General features: G+C 42.5%; 18 protein-coding genes. 2 read left to right on the top strand and 16 right to left on the bottom strand.

Features of this window, described 5'->3' with window-relative positions:
* Positions 1-40: 40 nt before the first annotated feature.
* The 8 genes from HDC33_RS11685 to rpsF all read right to left on the bottom strand — a co-directional run bounded on the left by HDC33_RS11685 (position 41) and on the right by rpsF (position 7,950).
* Complete coding sequence (locus HDC33_RS11685; RefSeq protein WP_179392764.1) at positions 41-1,513, bottom strand: LysM peptidoglycan-binding domain-containing M23 family metallopeptidase; 1,473 nt, start codon at positions 1,511-1,513, stop codon at positions 41-43.
* A 311-nt stretch (positions 1,514-1,824) separates the two neighbouring features.
* Complete coding sequence (gene dnaB / locus HDC33_RS11680; RefSeq protein ID WP_179392763.1) at positions 1,825-3,180, bottom strand: replicative DNA helicase; 1,356 nt, start codon at positions 3,178-3,180, stop codon at positions 1,825-1,827.
* Between the two features lie 16 nt (positions 3,181-3,196).
* On the bottom strand, positions 3,197-3,643 hold the full coding sequence (gene rplI / locus HDC33_RS11675) for a 50S ribosomal protein L9 (RefSeq protein ID WP_179392762.1): 447 nt from the start codon (positions 3,641-3,643) through the stop codon (positions 3,197-3,199).
* Positions 3,640-5,619 carry a DHH family phosphoesterase gene (locus HDC33_RS11670; protein ID WP_179392761.1) on the bottom strand — a complete coding sequence of 660 codons (1,980 nt, stop codon included), beginning with the start codon at positions 5,617-5,619 and terminating at the stop codon, positions 3,640-3,642. Before HDC33_RS11670 ends, rplI begins: the two co-directional genes overlap by 4 nt.
* A 12-nt stretch (positions 5,620-5,631) precedes the next feature.
* Positions 5,632-6,570 carry a YybS family protein gene (locus tag HDC33_RS11665; RefSeq protein WP_179392760.1) on the bottom strand — a complete coding sequence of 313 codons (939 nt, stop codon included), beginning with the start codon at positions 6,568-6,570 and terminating at the stop codon, positions 5,632-5,634.
* A gap of 214 nt (positions 6,571-6,784) precedes the next feature.
* Positions 6,785-7,021 (bottom strand): 30S ribosomal protein S18, encoded by a 237-nt coding sequence (gene rpsR, locus HDC33_RS11660; RefSeq protein ID WP_179392759.1) that lies wholly within the window; start codon positions 7,019-7,021, stop codon positions 6,785-6,787.
* Between the two features lie 58 nt (positions 7,022-7,079).
* Entirely contained in the window at positions 7,080-7,604 is a 525-nt protein-coding gene (ssb, locus tag HDC33_RS11655) for a single-stranded DNA-binding protein (protein ID WP_179392758.1), read from the bottom strand.
* Between the two features lie 58 nt (positions 7,605-7,662).
* On the bottom strand, positions 7,663-7,950 hold the full coding sequence (gene rpsF / locus HDC33_RS11650) for a 30S ribosomal protein S6 (protein WP_179392757.1): 288 nt from the start codon (positions 7,948-7,950) through the stop codon (positions 7,663-7,665).
* 147 nt (positions 7,951-8,097) lie between these two features.
* Here rpsF and HDC33_RS11645 point away from each other — a divergent pair, with 147 nt between their 5' ends.
* Complete coding sequence (locus HDC33_RS11645) at positions 8,098-8,679, top strand: DUF3267 domain-containing protein (protein WP_179392756.1); 582 nt, start codon at positions 8,098-8,100, stop codon at positions 8,677-8,679.
* A gap of 48 nt (positions 8,680-8,727) precedes the next feature.
* Here HDC33_RS11645 and ychF read toward each other — a convergent pair whose 3' ends face one another.
* The 3 genes from ychF to HDC33_RS11630 all read right to left on the bottom strand — a co-directional run bounded on the left by ychF (position 8,728) and on the right by HDC33_RS11630 (position 11,060).
* Complete coding sequence (ychF, locus tag HDC33_RS11640; RefSeq protein WP_179392755.1) at positions 8,728-9,828, bottom strand: redox-regulated ATPase YchF; 1,101 nt, start codon at positions 9,826-9,828, stop codon at positions 8,728-8,730.
* 113 nt (positions 9,829-9,941) lie between these two features.
* A complete protein-coding gene (locus tag HDC33_RS11635) occupies positions 9,942-10,139 on the bottom strand; it encodes a DUF951 domain-containing protein (RefSeq protein ID WP_179392754.1) in 198 nt (65 codons plus the stop codon).
* A gap of 33 nt (positions 10,140-10,172) precedes the next feature.
* Positions 10,173-11,060: a mechanosensitive ion channel family protein gene (locus HDC33_RS11630; protein ID WP_370457470.1), complete on the bottom strand. Its 888-nt coding sequence runs from the start codon at positions 11,058-11,060 to the stop codon at positions 10,173-10,175.
* A gap of 73 nt (positions 11,061-11,133) precedes the next feature.
* On the opposite strand from HDC33_RS11630, the gene yyaC reads away from it, so the two are divergent.
* Entirely contained in the window at positions 11,134-11,775 is a 642-nt protein-coding gene (gene yyaC, locus HDC33_RS11625) for a spore protease YyaC (RefSeq protein WP_179392753.1), read from the top strand.
* Here yyaC and HDC33_RS11620 read toward each other — a convergent pair.
* The 5 genes from HDC33_RS11620 to rsmG form a co-directional block, all read right to left on the bottom strand.
* Positions 11,686-12,390, bottom strand: a complete 705-nt coding sequence (locus HDC33_RS11620; RefSeq protein ID WP_179392752.1) for a DUF554 domain-containing protein — start codon at positions 12,388-12,390, stop codon at positions 11,686-11,688. The genes yyaC and HDC33_RS11620 overlap by 90 nt on opposite strands.
* A 63-nt stretch (positions 12,391-12,453) precedes the next feature.
* On the bottom strand, positions 12,454-13,293 hold the full coding sequence (locus HDC33_RS11615; protein WP_179392751.1) for a ParB/RepB/Spo0J family partition protein: 840 nt from the start codon (positions 13,291-13,293) through the stop codon (positions 12,454-12,456).
* A complete protein-coding gene (locus HDC33_RS11610; protein WP_179392750.1) occupies positions 13,286-14,047 on the bottom strand; it encodes a ParA family protein in 762 nt (253 codons plus the stop codon). The genes HDC33_RS11615 and HDC33_RS11610 overlap by 8 nt, the downstream gene beginning before the upstream one ends.
* 416 nt (positions 14,048-14,463) lie before the next feature.
* Positions 14,464-15,330 carry a nucleoid occlusion protein gene (gene noc, locus HDC33_RS11605; RefSeq protein ID WP_179392749.1) on the bottom strand — a complete coding sequence of 289 codons (867 nt, stop codon included), beginning with the start codon at positions 15,328-15,330 and terminating at the stop codon, positions 14,464-14,466.
* Positions 15,331-15,424: 94 nt separating this feature from the next.
* A complete protein-coding gene (rsmG, locus tag HDC33_RS11600) occupies positions 15,425-16,141 on the bottom strand; it encodes a 16S rRNA (guanine(527)-N(7))-methyltransferase RsmG (protein ID WP_179392748.1) in 717 nt (238 codons plus the stop codon).
* Positions 16,142-16,394 lie beyond the last annotated feature (253 nt).

Below are 16,394 nucleotides of genomic sequence, written 5' to 3'. Positions count from 1 at the left end.
AAAGACGGTACAACATTGTGTACCGTCCTTAGTTGTCTATTTATCTTAACACGTTCATGGGATTGATATTTGTTCCATTTTTAAACACTTCAAAGTGAAGATGTACGCCTGTGGAACGTCCAGTAGATCCCATGACGCCTATTTTCGTTCCCTGTGGCACTGTTTGTCCTACACGAACATCAATGGAAGAGAGATGGGCATAGAGCGTTTCATAACCGTTGTTATGTGTGATAATAACTCGATTGCCATAGGTGCTGTGCTTTCCTGCCGTTGTGACGACCCCATTATCCGCTGCTTTAATTCCATAGGATGATGGGCGCGCGATGTCGATTCCTTGATGCGCTCTTCCCCAGCGAGTACCCATATGACTGGAAATATACCCCCCGGTTGCAGGCCAGATGAATGTGCCTGATCCCCTTGAAGGGATTACTTTCGTTCCGATGACTGTCACTTTGTCTATTGCTTCGACAATAATTTTTTCTTCTGATGCAGATTTCCCAATAATCTTGCCATCTTGTTTACGGATTAGTTCCGTAACTACTTTTTCACCATCCGAACCTTTACGGATTACTTTCTTTTCGCCTTTATATAATGAATTGTCTTTTTCGGTTTGGTTTTTGTGTTCGATCCTTTCTTTCCTCTTTGCTTCATATAGAACCTCAACTTCGACGTATGGTTCTAGGGCTGTAACATTCAGCTCGTTGCCTAGCCCCAGGGTCGTAGCCGGCGTAATGCCCGGATTCAGTTCCATCAGCTGAGCCTCGGTCATGTCGTGAGTTGCAGCAATCGTGCCAAGTACGTCTCCAACTTTGACACTATACTTTTTAACATCAAGTTTCCCTTTGTTAAGAAGTGCGATTGCTTCTTCTGCGGTTCTTACCTCTTCGGGGGATGTTTTCCCATCTATCGCTTGTATATCACTGCTTATGACGATGTCCATTATACGGGTTTCATTTTCCTTAAGTGGGGGTATGGATTCAGAAGACGACTTGCGGGCTTCGAATTCGGTTAGTTCTTTGTCAGTGACGGATTGTAGCTTCAGTTTACGAATCATTTCATAGTATGTGTCCATGTCGTTGACGTAAAATGCCAGTTCTCCTTCAATTGCAACACCGACTGCTTCCGCTTCAACGGATAGCATTTCATGAACTTTTTCAAGGACCACGCCGTCTTCGGTTGCCTCGGTGAATACCCGTTCCGGAATAACCGATAATTCAGTTCCTATTACAAGCGGAAGATCCTCAAATTCAGAGGCTGCTTTTTGCAGTTCTATTTCTTTCACTTTTTCAAGTTTTGCTTCATCGGATATTACCCCCATATATTCCCCCTCTGAATAGATATGGAATACCGTCAAGAGTTTTTCATTTTCCACTTCATTTGCAAAAACTGAATTCATCCCTAGAGTCGCTAGTATCATTGTAATGATGAAGACCTTTTGTACTTTTATGAACGGTCGATTCATGTGCTGGCATATATTTTTTGTTTCGTCTTGTTTATTTCTATTGAAAAACATATAGGAGACTCCTTCCATAGTTCAATCGGAAGACCGATTATAGAGCATTTTTACGTATGATTTTTTCACGCTTCTCTAATCTAACATATCCTATACATCACTTGTTATTTTATTGGAAATTGTAATGAATTTGTAGAATTGCATCCAAATATCGCCATCCCCCTAAAATTCAAGGCCGATTTGTCTCTTCGCTAACTGCTTTTTTATATCGTTTTACACTCACACCTATTTCTCAAATCATAGTCCGATTCATCAAGAATAGAAAAAAACACGAACATATGGAGTTCATGAACTCGCAATGCTCGTGTTTTTTAATAGTCGGATGATTCGTGCTGGCTCCAGTCGATATTGACAAACTTGTTATATTCCTTTGCAAAAGCAAGGGTAACTGTGCCTGTCGGACCGTTCCGTTGTTTTGCAATGATGATTTCAATCATATTCTGGTTTTCAGTTTCTTTATCATAATAGTCTTCCCGGTATAGAAACGAAACGATATCCGCATCTTGCTCGATACTCCCTGACTCCCGGAGATCGGACATCATCGGGCGCTTATCCTGACGCTGCTCGACACCACGGGATAGCTGGGAAAGTGCAATTACCGGCACTTTCAGTTCCCTTGCGAGTGCCTTCAACGATCGGGAAATTTCCGAGACTTCCTGTTGACGGTTTTCACCCGGCTTGCTGCCGCTACCTACAATTAATTGCATGTAATCGATCATAATCATGCCCAGTCCGTGCTCCTGTTGCAAGCGACGGCATTTTGAACGGATGTCATTGACCCGGATACCGGGGGAATCATCGATGAAAATTCCGGCATTTGAAAGACTGCCCATCGCCATCGTCAATTTCCGCCAATCTTCCGCCTCCAGGGCGCCTGTCCGTAGTACTTGGGCATCAATATTCCCTTCTGCGCATAGCATCCGCATGACAAGCTGTTCCGCCCCCATCTCCAAACTGAAGATAGCAACGTTTTCGTCTGTTTTAGTTGCGACATTTTGTGCGACGTTCAATGCGAATGCCGTTTTACCAACAGAAGGACGCGCAGCGACAATGATTAGGTCGTTGCGCTGGAAACCGGCTGTGATTTTGTCCAGATCACGGAAACCTGTCGGGATACCCGTGACGTCCCCTTTCTGCGTATGAAGAAGTTCGATGTTGTCATACGTTTCCACGAGAACGTCTTTAATATGACGGAAATCACCGGCATTTTTCCGGTTGGAAACTTCCATCATCTTCTTTTCCGCTTCTGAGAGGAGGGCTTCCACTTCGTCTTCCCTTGCAAAGCCATCCTCAACGATTGACGTGGCAACGCGGATGAGGCGCCGCAGAAGGGCTTTCTCTTCGACGATACGCGCGTAATGCACAATATTCGCCGCTGTAGGAACTGAGTTGGCAATTTCCGTTAAATACGAAATACCACCGACATCCTCTAGTTCTTTTTTGGCGGATAGTTCCTCCGTCACCGTCACGACATCTATCGCCTGTCCTTTATCGCTCAGGTTAATCATCGTTTGGAAGATTTTTTCATGCGCCATCCGATAAAAATCTTCCGGCATGAGAAGTTCAGCCGCCGTTATGAGTGCCTGCGGCTCGAGGAATATCGCCCCTATGACCGACTGTTCCGCTTCGTTATTATGTGGTGGGATGCGATCGATCATCTGGTTCATCTATTCAATCTCCTTATCATTCTTCTACAACATGTACCTTGAATGTTGCTGTAACGTCCGGATGGATCTTTACAGGCACATTCGTGAAACCTAGTGCACGAATTGCGTCAGGTAATTCCATTTTACGGCGGTCCACTTTAATGCCTTCCGTTTTATGCAATGCTTCCGCAATCTGTTTTGTTGTAATCGATCCGAACAGTCTGCCGCCTTCGCCCGACTTCGCTTTCATTTCAACCGTAATTTTATCAATCTGTTCTTTCAACACTCTCGCTTCCGCCAATTCTTCCGCAGCGTCCTTCTCGGCCCGTTTCTGTTGGCCTTCAAGCCTGCTAATATTACCTGGTGTCGCTTCGACAGCCAATTTGTTTTTCAGCAGGAAGTTTTGTGCGTAACCTACCGATACCTCTTTCATGTCACCTTTAGTTCCTACACCTTTAACGTCTTTCAAAAAGATTACTTTCATAATGAATTTCCCCTTTCAATTTTTGTTGTTAATACGGTCTTCAGCATTTCTTCCGCTTCTTCGACTGATTCGACGTCAAGCTGACATGCTGCATTTGTCAAATGACCGCCTCCACCGAGTTCCTCCATGATGAGTTGAACATTCAATTCACCAAGTGAACGGGCGCTTATACCGATTTTACCATCTGCACGGGCTGCAATGACAAAGGACGCCGCAACGCCTTGCATTGTAAGAAGAATGTCGGCAGTTTGGGCAATCAGGACTGTGCCATACACAGTCTGTCCCTGCCCTTTTGCGATTGCAACACCATCATTGGACAATTCAACCGTCTCAATCAATTTAGCCCGCTGAACGTACGTATCGATATCCTCTTTTAAGAGTCGTTGGACGAGTATGGTATCCGCTCCATTTGTCCGCAAATAGGAAGCAGCTTCAAATGTCCTGGACCCTGTTCGTAGCGTGAAGCTCTTTGTATCAACGATAATACCTGCCAGGAGTGCTGTCGATTCAAGCATCGTGAGCTTTTCATGTTTCGGCTGGTATTCGATCAATTCAGTGACCAGCTCTGCAGTGGATGATGCATAAGGCTCCATATAGACAAGCATCGTATTATTTATGAATTCTTCCCCGCGGCGATGGTGATCGATGACAACCACCTTTTCTGCCTTGCCGAGGACACGTTCGTCAATGACCATACTAGGTTTATGCGTATCCACTACGATAATCAATGACTTCTCCGTCATCATCGCGAGCGTCTCATCAGGTGTGATGAACTGATTGAACAGATCCGTATCACGCTTAATTTCGTCCATTAAGCGGGTGACACTTCCGTCCAGCTCATTGAAGTTAACGACGATATGGCCTTCCACATTGTTCATGCGGGCCATTTTCCGAACGCCGATCGCTGCTCCGATTGCATCCATGTCCGGTAATTTATGGCCCATGACAAATACTTTATCACTGCCTTGGATGAGGTCTCGCAAAGCGTGGGAAATGACTCTCGCCCGTACTCTCGTCCTTTTTTCAACGGGGTTTGTTTTACCGCCGTAAAACTTCAGCTTTCCATCAGAACGCTTGATGGCCACTTGGTCGCCACCGCGTCCTAGGACAAGATCGAGACTGGACTGTGCCAGTTCCCCTAATTCAATTAGTGAGGTCGATCCGACGCCGACACCGATGCTGAGCGTCAAAGCTGTACTCTGCTTGGCTGTCGTTTCGCGGATATCATCCAATATCGAGAACTTTGTTTTTTCCAGATCAGCCAAGGTTGCTTCATTGGATACCGCGAGAAAACGGTCCGTTGCAATTCTTTTTACAAAAATACCATTTTCAATTCCCCATCTGTTCACTAGTGAGGTTACGAGGGAATTGAGCTGGCTCCTCGTCTGATCATCCATCGCCTGCGAAAGTTCATCATAGTTATCGACAAGAATGATACCGAGTACTGTACGATCTTCGTAATATAGCGATTCCATCACCAATTGCTCAGTGATGTCGAACAGATAAATAAGTTTCTCTTCCGCTTTGTAAAAAACCTTATAAGACTGTTCTCCTACGGTCAATACATTGTTTTCTGGATTATCACTCTTAATAATCGACCGGAATTGTTCTGACAGATCATACAATTCATCACCAATCAAAGAATCCGTTTGCGTGAACAATTTTGCGGCATATGGATTCGCCCACTCAACGATACTTTTATCGTTGATCAAGATGATTCCAATTGGCAATTCAAGAAGCGCTTCTTCCCCGACCTTCTTCACTCTGTATGATAAAGTTTCTATGCGTTTTTCTGTTTCAATATAGGTCTGCTCTTCAACTTTCCACGCAATTCCCGCTGCTGCTGTAAATAGGACGGAGAAAATCAGTCCCGACCAAAACTGAGTCAGGAGCAGGAGCACTGCCGCCATTACGCCCAGAATCGACAATACCGTCAATGGATAACGTATTGCCCTTTTTCTAAAAAACGACGTCATTGTCCCATCCCCTTACTTAGACTTGTCTTTTTTGACCCAGGCACGTATATTCGCTCCCGTATCAAGTATCCCAATAAGTGTTGTCACCGGGGTCAACAGCAATGCAAAAATCGTGGCAATGACTGTCACTACTTTCGGCGATTTCATTTCATTCATATAGTAGTGGATGAATGAAATACCTTGCAATAGAAACAGGAATCTTAAAATAACAGTGGCATTGCCAGTAATCAAATAGAGATTCGTCCCCGGTTGCATTTCCATGAGAAGGGAAATTAGAAGTATCGCTCCATAAAGAATCACTGTAATGACAGGTAATTTCATTTCCCGGAACGGCGGGAACTTTGGAACTTCAAATTTAAGTCGTTTTGCGACTCCCAGGTTCAATGTGAGGATGATGAATGCCAACATGAAAACACTCATCATGAATATGGAGGGAATCGTGTTTTGATAAGCCAAAAATGTTGAAGAAATAACTTCATCATAATTATCCGGTAGACTCCCGTAACGGGCCATCATCGACTTCACTTGTTCTTGGCTGTCCTCCATGATTGTCAGCAATTCATCAATCATATTGAAACCGAATAATAAGACGGCTCCGACATACATAACAATCGTCGTTAGAAGCAATGTGAGTCCGGTAGCCATAAAGATATAGAATTTTGTTTTTCCCATCCTGACTGTTTCCCCGACGACGAATCCTATAATACCGTGGATGAATGCGAACGGTAACAGCAGAATTCCACCGATCAGCATAGACAGCATGATACCTGCTGCCGCCATGAGAAGCGACGAAGCGCGATCATATTTCAGCCTATAAAGAATAATCGGCAACGGAATGAAAAACATCGTGATATTGCCAATCAGCGGTGTATATAACGATACTGCAAGCAAGACCGCAAACAATGCTATCATCATCGCTCCGTACGTAATTTTCCTAGCATTATCTTGCATAATATAGATTCCTCCGGTCTATCGCTGGACGACAAGTTCTATCCACTTGTATTACTACTCTGTCCAGAACTATAACGATGGACAGTTGCTTTAATTGTATCATGATTTTAGCATTTAGACCAAAAGTGGAACGTATGTACTTAATTCGATTGTATAAAAAAACCGCCCCCATCCCGGTTGTACCGGTTTGACGAGGCGGTTCATCAAAATAAAATTATCTTTCTTCCGAACTGAATGGAAGAAGTGCCATGATACGTGAGCGTTTGATTGCAAGTGTCAGTTTACGCTGATACTTCGCGCTTGTACCTGTAACACGGCGAGGTAAGATCTTCCCACGCTCAGAAATGAATTTCTTAAGCAAGTCAGTATCTTTATAATCGATTTTTGTAATGTTGTTTGATGTGAAATAACAAACCTTACGGCGTCTTTTCCCTCCACGACGTGGTGCCATATGCGTTTCCCCTCCTTCTCGTTTTCTTTGATAAATGTTTAACTATACGCATTCGATCTTAGAACGGCAGGTCGTCGTCCGATACTTCGATCGGGCCTCCGCCTGTCGAGAATGGATCATCGTCAGTACGTGTATAGTTTTGCTGGTTAGGCTGTTGGTATTGTTGATTTGGCTGCTGATTCTGATAGCTCGGTTGTCCGCCCTGTTGAGAACCTTGATAAGGTGCTCCGGTGCTAGCTCCCGACCTATTGTCGCCAGATGCGTTGCGCGGCTCAAGAAATTGCGTGCTATCTGCAACAACTTCGGTTGTATAAACACGCTTTCCATCTTGTCCTTCAAAGCTGCCCGTCTGAATACGGCCATCCACTCCGGCAAGACTTCCTTTTCTCAAGAAGTTAGCAACATTCTCAGCCTGTTTTCTCCAAGCTACGCAACTGACAAAATCAGCTTCCCTTTCGCCTGACGCGTTTTGGAATGCACGATTCACTGCTAACGTAAAACGTGTTACAGCGATGCCGGTTTGTGTATACTTGAGCTCAGGATCCTTTGTCAATCGCCCTACTAAAACAACTCGGTTAATCATCAGAATTCAACCTCCCTCATCATTTTGTAAGTTTCACCTGTTTATAGTCATATATGGATCAGTCTTCGATACGAACGACCATGTGACGAATGATTTCTTCGTTGATGTTCGCAAGACGTGTAAATTCATCGATTGCTTTAGTTTCAGCATTCAACTTGATAAGCTGATAGAAACCTTCACGTAAATCGTCGATTTCGTAAGCAAGACGGCGCTTGCCCCACTCTTTCGACTCGATGTTTTCCGCACCGTTAGAAACAAGGACTTCGTCAAAACGTTCAATCAACGCTTTTTTCGCTTCGTCTTCTACTGTTGGGCGGATAATGTACATAATTTCGTACTTTCTCATCTGTAGTCACCTCCTTATGGACTTGGGCCCTGCTGATGTCAGCGGGCAAGGAGTAAGTAATTATATTACTCACATCAGTACATGTTATCATAACATCGTTCGTGTTTCAACTATTTTATTGTATACTTTTAGAATGAGGTGATCTTTTTGAATGAATTTCCCGAACCCGATAAAATAATTGAGGTCGATTTACCGAAAGTGGCAAAACGTAGTTTGGTTTTTACTGGTGGAGCCTTTGTTTTATTGTGGTTTCTAAAATTTTTCTTAATCGGCGGTTTTGCATTTTCAATCAGTTGGTGGTCTTTTGTTTATTTCATTGTCGGCTATATCCTACTGATCATCTTACATGAGTTTTTTCATCTGCTTGGTTTTCGAGCTTTTGGAGGTGTCCCATGGAGGAGGATGGTCGTCGGGGTCAACTTGAAGATGGGAATTGCGTATGCAACGACCAACCAGCTTATGACGAATCAGGCTATACGGAAAGCATTGCTTCTGCCTTTTTGGATGACCGGTATCCTGCCAGCCATCATTGGCCTTTCCATCGGAAGCGGATTATTGATTACCCTATCCGCTTTATTGATAGGCGGAGCTGCTGGCGACTTTGCGATGTATAAGGAATTAAAAGAGCTGCCGGATGACTGGGTTGTAAAGGATGATCCCGAGTTGCCCAAGTTATATGCCTATACGCCGGAAAAAAAGGTTGGGTTGGAGAACAAAATTGGTAATTAAAAAATGCCACCCCGGAATGTTACATATCGGAGTGGCATTTTTTCGTTATTACACGTTAAAACGGAACAGCATAACGTCGCCGTCCTTGACAATATATTCTTTTCCTTCGAGGCGGACTTTGCCGGCTTCTTTAGCGGCGGTCATCGAACCCGTTGCAACTAAATCATCATATGCCACTGTTTCAGCACGGATGAAGCCACGTTCGAAGTCCGTATGGATGATACCTGCACATTGCGGTGCTTTCATCCCTTTGCGGAATGTCCAAGCGCGGACTTCCTGTACCCCTGCCGTAAAGTAGGTTGCGAAGCCCAACAGTTTATAAGACGCTTTGATGAGTTGGTCAAGACCTGACTCCTTGATGCCCAATTCCTCAAGGAACATCGCTTTTTCCTCATCATCAAGTTCAGCCATCTCTTCTTCGATTTTTGCACAGACAACAATTACTTGTGCGTTGTCTTTTTCCGCAAATTCACGAACAGCTTTAACGTTTTCATTATCATCTGCATTTGCAACTTCATCTTCTGAAACGTTTGCCACATAAAGCATCGGTTTAATCGTAAGAAGGTTCATCCCTTTGGCAAGAATGAATTCCTCATCCGTAAATTCAACAGATCTGGCGGGCATTTCATTTTCAAACGCTTCTTTAAGTTTAATCAGAATCGGTTCTTCTGCCATTGCCACTTTATCTTTTTGTTTCACCATTTTAGTAACGCGTGCCAATCGTTTTTCAACACTTTCCATATCCGCAAGAATCAATTCGAGATTGATGATCTCGATATCATCGATTGGATCGACTTTACCGGATACATGCGTGATATTTTCGTCCACGAAGCAGCGGACGACTTGACAGATTGCATCTACTTCACGAATGTGCATGAGAAATTTATTCCCTAGCCCTTCGCCTTTGCTTGCCCCTTCAACAATCCCCGCAATATCCGTAAACTCAAATGCAGTCGGCACTGTTTTTTTCGGTGTAACAAGCTCTGTCAGTTTATCAAGTCTTTCATCAGGAACTTCCACGATGCCGACGTTCGGATCAATTGTACAGAACGGATAGTTTGCCGCCTCTGCTCCCGCTTTTGTAATCGCGTTGAATAATGTAGATTTCCCAACGTTTGGTAGACCGACGATTCCAGCTGTTAATGCCATTCGTTCCACAACCTTTCATGTATATGTTCATTCATTCACTCTGTATGCAACTCTTCCATTATAAGGACAGCGGGCCCGGTTGTCCATCTACCGGTGCACGTAGCCCGGAAAGGTCAAGACTCGGCTTTAACAAGAACCTTTTTCATCTTCTTTGTAAATTCATTGCGGGGAATCATGACGCTGTGACCACATCCTTCGCATTTAATGCGGATATCGGCTCCCATCCGAATGATTTTCCACGCGTTAGTTCCACATGGATGTTGCTTTTTCATTTCCACTACATCATTCAAACCAAACACTTTTGCTTCCATATAAATTACACGTTCCTCTCTTCATTGAATCAATCAGCTGGCAGTTAATGATTTCGTCACCAATGTCGGATATGGAATTTCAATTCCACGCTGCTCCAAATACTTTTTCAATCCCACACTAATCGTTCGCGCACCATCAAAATGCCGCATTGGTTTCGTTTCCGCGATAACCCTAACAATCATGTCTGTTTCCGTGAAGTCGTGGGCCCCGATCAATTTTGGTGAATTAATAAAATCGGAATCCTCTTTAAACAATGTTGATAAGTACTCTTCAATCATTTTTTCCGTCTTATCTACACCGACATCAAACGGTATTGTCACGTCGACAATCGCTAAGGAGTTTTCCATGGAGTAATTGACAACTTGACTGATTGTCCCATTCGGCAGGATGGAAATTTCTCCTGTGTAACTTTTTATCTTTGTAGTCCGCAAACCGATTTCTTCTACAATACCTTCCGAGGCACCAATTTGCACATAATCCCCGACCGAAAATTGATCTTCAAATATAATGAAAAATCCGGTGATAACATCTTTCACTAGACTCTGGGCACCAAAACCAACGGCAAGACCAAGTACGCCTGCCCCGGCAAGAAGTCCTTTTACATCTATCGAGAATTCGGAAAGGACGGCTAAAATGGCTGAAAAGTAGACAACATAGGCTAACGTATTTTGCAATAGCTTTACCAATGTCTTCTCCCTACGTTCCGAATGTCGTAAAGGACCTTTCAGTTTTACTTTGAATATGCGGGCAATAATTGCTTTCCCTACATTGACGACAACGGCAGCGAGCACGACGATGAAAAGAATCCTAAGTCCCAGCGTTGCGAGATCCATCCAAACCTTCTGACTAAATAAAAATTTCCCTGCCTCTTCAACATCTTTTTTCATATCTTCAAAATCTTTAACTACAGTTAATACCACAAATCTCTTCCTTCCGTATAATTAATCATTCGCAAGCGTAGACTGTGTTATAAAAAAGAAATGGAGTTTTTTCATGCGAGATACTCTTTCTTCATCTTATGATTACCGAATTCATTACAAAGAAACCGGTGCTGTTTGGAAACTTAGTTCATTATTCCTCCAACGCATCCCGTTTGACACGCATGAACTCATTTTTTTCTGTATAGGAACTGATCGATCCACGGGCGATTCACTGGGTCCACTGACTGGATCTTTCCTTACCGAGTCACCCCTATTCCCTTTCCCAGTAATCGGAACATTGGAAAGTCCGCTACACGCCTTAAACTTGCAGCAGCATATCGACGAAACCAGGCTCGCCAATCCTGCCGCCTTCATCATAGCAATCGATGCATGCCTGGGACAAGGCAGCTCTATCGGCCAATTGCTTTTCAATAGCGGACCCATCCATCCCGGTAAAGCGGTAGGTAAAGAATTACCCCCTGTTGGAGATGTATCCATTAAAGGAATAGTCAATATTGCGGGTTTCATGGAGCATGCTGTCCTGCAAAGCACGCGGCTTTATCTGCCATATGAAATGAGCCGTATCATTGCAAGAGCGCTTCAACTTGCCTACGGACGTCACAAATCACAAAAAGTGGACGATAGTAACCGCAACTCCGACAACGAAAATACCGGGAATAAGATTGGCGACCCTTACCTTCGTCAGACCAATTAAGTTCAAACCGATCGCTAGAATCATCAACCCGCCTGTCGCAGTCATTTCAGAAATGAAGAAGTCTAGCAATTCGTCTGGAACAAAACGGCTGATTTGGGTTGAGAATAATGTAATAATTCCTTGATAGAAGAATACAGGAATTGCAGCAAAAGCAACACCGATGCCCAATGTCGAGCTTAGTATGATAGAAGTGAAACCATCTATAATTCCTTTCGTGACAAGTACATCATGATCATTTCTTAGTCCACTATCGATGGCACCGATTATCGCCATCGAGCCGACAACGAAAATAAGTGTAGCTGTGACAAACCCTTGTGCAATACCTGGACCTTTGTCTCTGGCAGGAATCTTACTCTCCATCCATCGTCCCAAACCATTCACTTTCTTATCAAGATCGATCCATTCGCCAAGGACTGCTCCGAGAACGATGCTAATAATGACGATAAGAATTTGTGTACTTTCAAATGTCATTTGAATTCCAATAACCGCAACTGCAAGTCCGATTCCATACATGACGGTTTCTTTCATGCGTTCCGGTATATTGTGTAAAAACTGACCTATGAAGGCTCCTATAATTATTAAAAGGACATTTACAATTGTACCGAATAGCATCATGTATTCACTTCCGCCCGTTAAAAATAATACCTATTCTGCTTCGAAAGCAAAATAGGTATATACTTATTCATTCAATAATTCAAGAATGCGTTCAAGATCATCTTCTGAGAAGAATTCAATTTCTATTTTCCCTTTACTCTTCGTTTTCTTGATGGATACATTCGTACCAAAGTAATCCCGAAGAGTTGATTCCCTTTCAGCCAAAAACAAATCAACATTTTTTTGCGGTTTCGTTTCACGTGGAACATCTTCATTCATTCTTTGAACCAATTTTTCAAGTTGACGAACGTTAATTCCTTCCTTCAAAACACGTTCCGCAACAAGAATAATCTGCTCTTTTTTACGCAGACCAAGTAATGTCCGCCCATGGCCCATTGAGATTTTACCCTCAGTAATATAATTACGAACTTTTTGAGGCAGTGACAGTAACCGTACATGGTTTGCAATATGGGGTCTGCTCTTACCTAGTCTAAACGCCAGCTGCTCTTGGGTAAGACCCAAGTTTTCCATGAGATTATGATATGCTTCCGCTTCTTCAATCGGCGTCAAGTCTTCCCGCTGTAAGTTTTCAAGGATTGCAAATTCCATCGTTTCCTCATCGGTTAAAATGCGGACAACTGCCGGTACCTCAGTAAGACCTGCTAATTTTGCCGCACGGAACCGCCTTTCACCTACAACGATTTCATATGCAGACCCCACTTTTCTTAAAATGATCGGTTGAAGAATACCGTGTTCTTTAATCGAAGCACTTAACTCTTGAATAGCACTTTCATCAAATATCTTTCTTGGCTGATATGGATTCACTTTTATACTTTTCACATGAACTTGTTCGACAGATTCCGCTTTTGCCAGTGACTCTCCAGGAAATAATGCTTGTAATCCTTTTCCAAGACCTTTAGCCATTATGAACCACTTCCTTTGCCAGCTCTACGTAAACTTCCGCCCCTCGTGAACGGGAATCATAAACAATGATTGGTTCTCCGTGACTTGGTGCTTCACTTAATCGCACATTTCGTGGAATGATTGTTTTGTACACTTTATCTTGAAAGTATTTTTTGACTTCTTCTATGACTTGAATTCCCAAATTTGTCCTAGCATCAAACATAGTTAGCAATACACCATCGATTGTTAGATTTTCATTTAAATGCTTTTGTACAAGTCGAATTGTACTTAGCAGTTGACTTAACCCTTCGAGTGCATAATACTCACATTGAACTGGGATGATTATCGAATCCGCCGCAGTTAATGCATTTATCGTGAGCAAGCCAAGTGAGGGCGGACAATCGATAATAATATAATCATACATATCTTTTGCATCTTGAATGGCATGTTTCATCCGTACTTCCCTTGAAATAGTTGAAACTAATTCAATTTCCGCTCCTGCCAAGGATATTGTTGCCGGTATGATATCAAGGTTCTCCACCTTAGTCGAAAGGATAACATCTTTTAAATCGACATCATCTATTAAAATATCATAGATGCATTGTTGGACTTCCCCTTTGTTCACCCCTACTCCGCTTGTTGCATTCCCTTGTGGATCAGTATCAATCAATAAGACTTTTTTGCCTATATGAGCAAGGCAAGCACTTAGATTGACGGATGTTGTTGTTTTTCCGACGCCTCCCTTTTGATTGGCAATCGCTATAATTCTGCCCACGCCTGCACCTGCTTTCCTGCCCTTTTTATTTCTTTTAAATTACTTTCCCTAGTTTATCAAATAAACCATTTTTTGTAGAGATATATGTATAGGATTCATCGCCAAAAAGGTTCAACTTGATGTTCGGGTACACTATATAGAGACTGAGATAGTGATTCCATTCAATACCGCTTTAAGGATGCCTCCGCAGGTTCGTCCTATGCGTAGTGACTATATTTAATTCATGTTTACATAGTATACGGACAACAATAGAGCTTCATCTCGATATTACCGAGGAAAGGCTAGCTATTAATGAGTGTACTAAACCTAGGCCCATTCACGGCTATTTGGGATAGAAGTACAGGTATTAGACCGATCACAATAATTCAACTGATATAGTAAAAAGACTCTTGCCTAAGTGGAGCAAGAGTCTTTTATTATTTACTTTTTGGAATTTTGACTGTAATCGTGTAAAAATCCTCTGAATCTTCTTCTTCGGTTTTTACGTCGATTCCACTTTTCGTCACAAGTACAAGAGATTGCCTTATCGTGTTAAGAGCTATACGTAGATCTTTACTTACTGACTTTCTTCTTGGAGCCACTTTTTTATCCTTAACATCCTCTTCTTTGGGATGTAAAACCTGCAGAATTCTATTTTCAAGTTGCTTTACATTTAACTGCAGTTCAATTACTTCTTTATATAGCTGTGATTGTAATTCACTGTCTTTAATAGGGATAAGTGCTCGTGCATGCCGCTCGGATATCTCTTTCGTTAGTAGACCATTTTTTATTTCATCAGGCAGCTTCAATAAACGCAATTTATTTGCCACAGTCGATTGGCCTTTACCAAGTCTTTGCGCTAATGCTTCCTGTGTCAATGAATGTAGTTCGAGAAGCTTTTCATAAGCATAAGCTTCTTCTATAGCAGTCAATTCTTCACGCTGCAAGTTTTCAATTAATGCAATAGATGCGGTTTCTTTATCATCAAGGTTTCGAATAATTGCCGGAACTTCCGACCAACCCAGTTTTTGCATTGCTCGATATCTACGCTCTCCTGCAATGATTTCATATTGTTCGTCATCAACTTTCCGAATGACTATCGGCTGAATGACACCATGTGTGTGGATTGTCCTAGCAAGTTCTTCTATTTTCTCCTCAGAAAAAATTGTACGCGGCTGATACTTGTTCGGTTTTATAAAGTTTATTTTCACTTGTTCAATGATTTCGTGATTTACATCTTCACTAATTAGTGGATCTAACTCTTTTTCTCCACTTCCAAAAAATCGTGAAAACGGACTTTTCATTCCCGGCACCACCTTTTCAATACTGCTCCCTATTTCAACTAATTCAGCATAGTGATAGTATATCCTCTTTATCTATTGTTCCACGTGAAACAGTTTACTGAATTGGCGATTTATTTGGAACACCTGGTTTACGAGGATACTTTTTAGGAGTGACTTTTTCTTTATCGAAAACAAAGATATTCCGTTCACTATCTTCCATTGGCAATGTGAATGAATGTTCTTCTTTAATGGTAGCGCCGAGAACGGAAAGTGCTTTTTTAGCGTCTCCAAGTTCATCATCTGCAGCTGAACCTTTCATCGCTATAAAGATTCCGCCCTTTTTAACGAGAGGTACACACAATTCCGCAAGAACGGAAAGGCGTGCAACCGCACGTGCAGTGACAATATCGAATTTTTCACGATACTTTGGATTTTGTCCAAAGTCTTCAGCTCTTGCATGGACGAAGTGTACATTTTCAAGTTGTAATTCTTCGGCCAAAGCCTTTAAAAATCCAATTCTTTTATTTAGTGAATCGACAATTGTTACGTCTAAGTCCGGAAAGCAAATTTTCAAAGGTATACTCGGAAAACCTGCTCCTGCACCCACATCACATATTGTTTTTCTAACGTTTAAGTCCATATAAAAAGCAGCCGAAATAGAATCATAGAAGTGTTTTAGATAAACTGACGGTGCATCTGTAATTGCTGTCAAGTTCATCTTTTCATTCCATTCTACCAGAAGTTTAAAATACTGGCTAAACTGTAATAGTTGCATTTCATTCAATTCAATACCTTTTTCTTTTAGTGCTTGTATAAATTGCTCAACATTCATCAATATCCCCCCTAAAGAAAAGCGTAAGCGGCATTTAGCGGAACGCAGCCTAAGTTCGTCACGTCCTGTGGCGACGGCTGCATAATCTACATTCTGTATACACTCGACTGGCATAAGACGTACTGACGTAGCGGTGCTTTTTCCTAGGAAGGCTGCAGTTCAATCCTTCCTAGTCAGTACGTCTTATGACCCGAACACCTGACCGCTAAAGCCTAGACAACAAGAAAAGCATTCTTATTTAACATAAACCAAG

Origin of the sequence: Sporosarcina sp. JAI121 (assembly GCF_013408665.1) — a bacterium.
GTDB lineage: Bacteria > Bacillota > Bacilli > Bacillales_A > Planococcaceae > Sporosarcina.
This window is presented reverse-complemented; position numbering and strand designations above follow the sequence as displayed.

What these genes read in the sequence shown, in the direction of transcription:
- HDC33_RS11615 (WP_179392751.1), bottom strand. Translation starts at nt 13,293, where the DNA reads ATGGCTAAAGGTCTTGGAAAAGGATTACAAGCATTATTTCCTGGAGAG.
- HDC33_RS11620 (WP_179392752.1), bottom strand. Translation starts at nt 12,390, where the DNA reads ATGATGCTATTCGGTACAATTGTAAATGTCCTTTTAATAATTATAGGA.
- rpsF (WP_179392757.1), bottom strand. Translation starts at nt 7,950, where the DNA reads ATGAGAAAGTACGAAATTATGTACATTATCCGCCCAACAGTAGAAGAC.
- rsmG (WP_179392748.1), bottom strand. Translation starts at nt 16,141, where the DNA reads ATGAATGTTGAGCAATTTATACAAGCACTAAAAGAAAAAGGTATTGAA.
- rpsR (WP_179392759.1), bottom strand. Translation starts at nt 7,021, where the DNA reads ATGGCACCACGTCGTGGAGGGAAAAGACGCCGTAAGGTTTGTTATTTC.
- dnaB (WP_179392763.1), bottom strand. Translation starts at nt 3,180, where the DNA reads ATGAACCAGATGATCGATCGCATCCCACCACATAATAACGAAGCGGAA.
- HDC33_RS11685 (WP_179392764.1), bottom strand. Translation starts at nt 1,513, where the DNA reads ATGTTTTTCAATAGAAATAAACAAGACGAAACAAAAAATATATGCCAG.
- HDC33_RS11635 (WP_179392754.1), bottom strand. Translation starts at nt 10,139, where the DNA reads ATGGAAGCAAAAGTGTTTGGTTTGAATGATGTAGTGGAAATGAAAAAG.
- yyaC (WP_179392753.1), top strand. Translation starts at nt 11,134, where the DNA reads ATGCGAGATACTCTTTCTTCATCTTATGATTACCGAATTCATTACAAA.
- rplI (WP_179392762.1), bottom strand. Translation starts at nt 3,643, where the DNA reads ATGAAAGTAATCTTTTTGAAAGACGTTAAAGGTGTAGGAACTAAAGGT.
- ychF (WP_179392755.1), bottom strand. Translation starts at nt 9,828, where the DNA reads ATGGCATTAACAGCTGGAATCGTCGGTCTACCAAACGTTGGGAAATCT.
- HDC33_RS11670 (WP_179392761.1), bottom strand. Translation starts at nt 5,619, where the DNA reads ATGACGTCGTTTTTTAGAAAAAGGGCAATACGTTATCCATTGACGGTA.
- noc (WP_179392749.1), bottom strand. Translation starts at nt 15,330, where the DNA reads ATGAAAAGTCCGTTTTCACGATTTTTTGGAAGTGGAGAAAAAGAGTTA.
- ssb (WP_179392758.1), bottom strand. Translation starts at nt 7,604, where the DNA reads ATGATTAACCGAGTTGTTTTAGTAGGGCGATTGACAAAGGATCCTGAG.
- HDC33_RS11665 (WP_179392760.1), bottom strand. Translation starts at nt 6,570, where the DNA reads ATGCAAGATAATGCTAGGAAAATTACGTACGGAGCGATGATGATAGCA.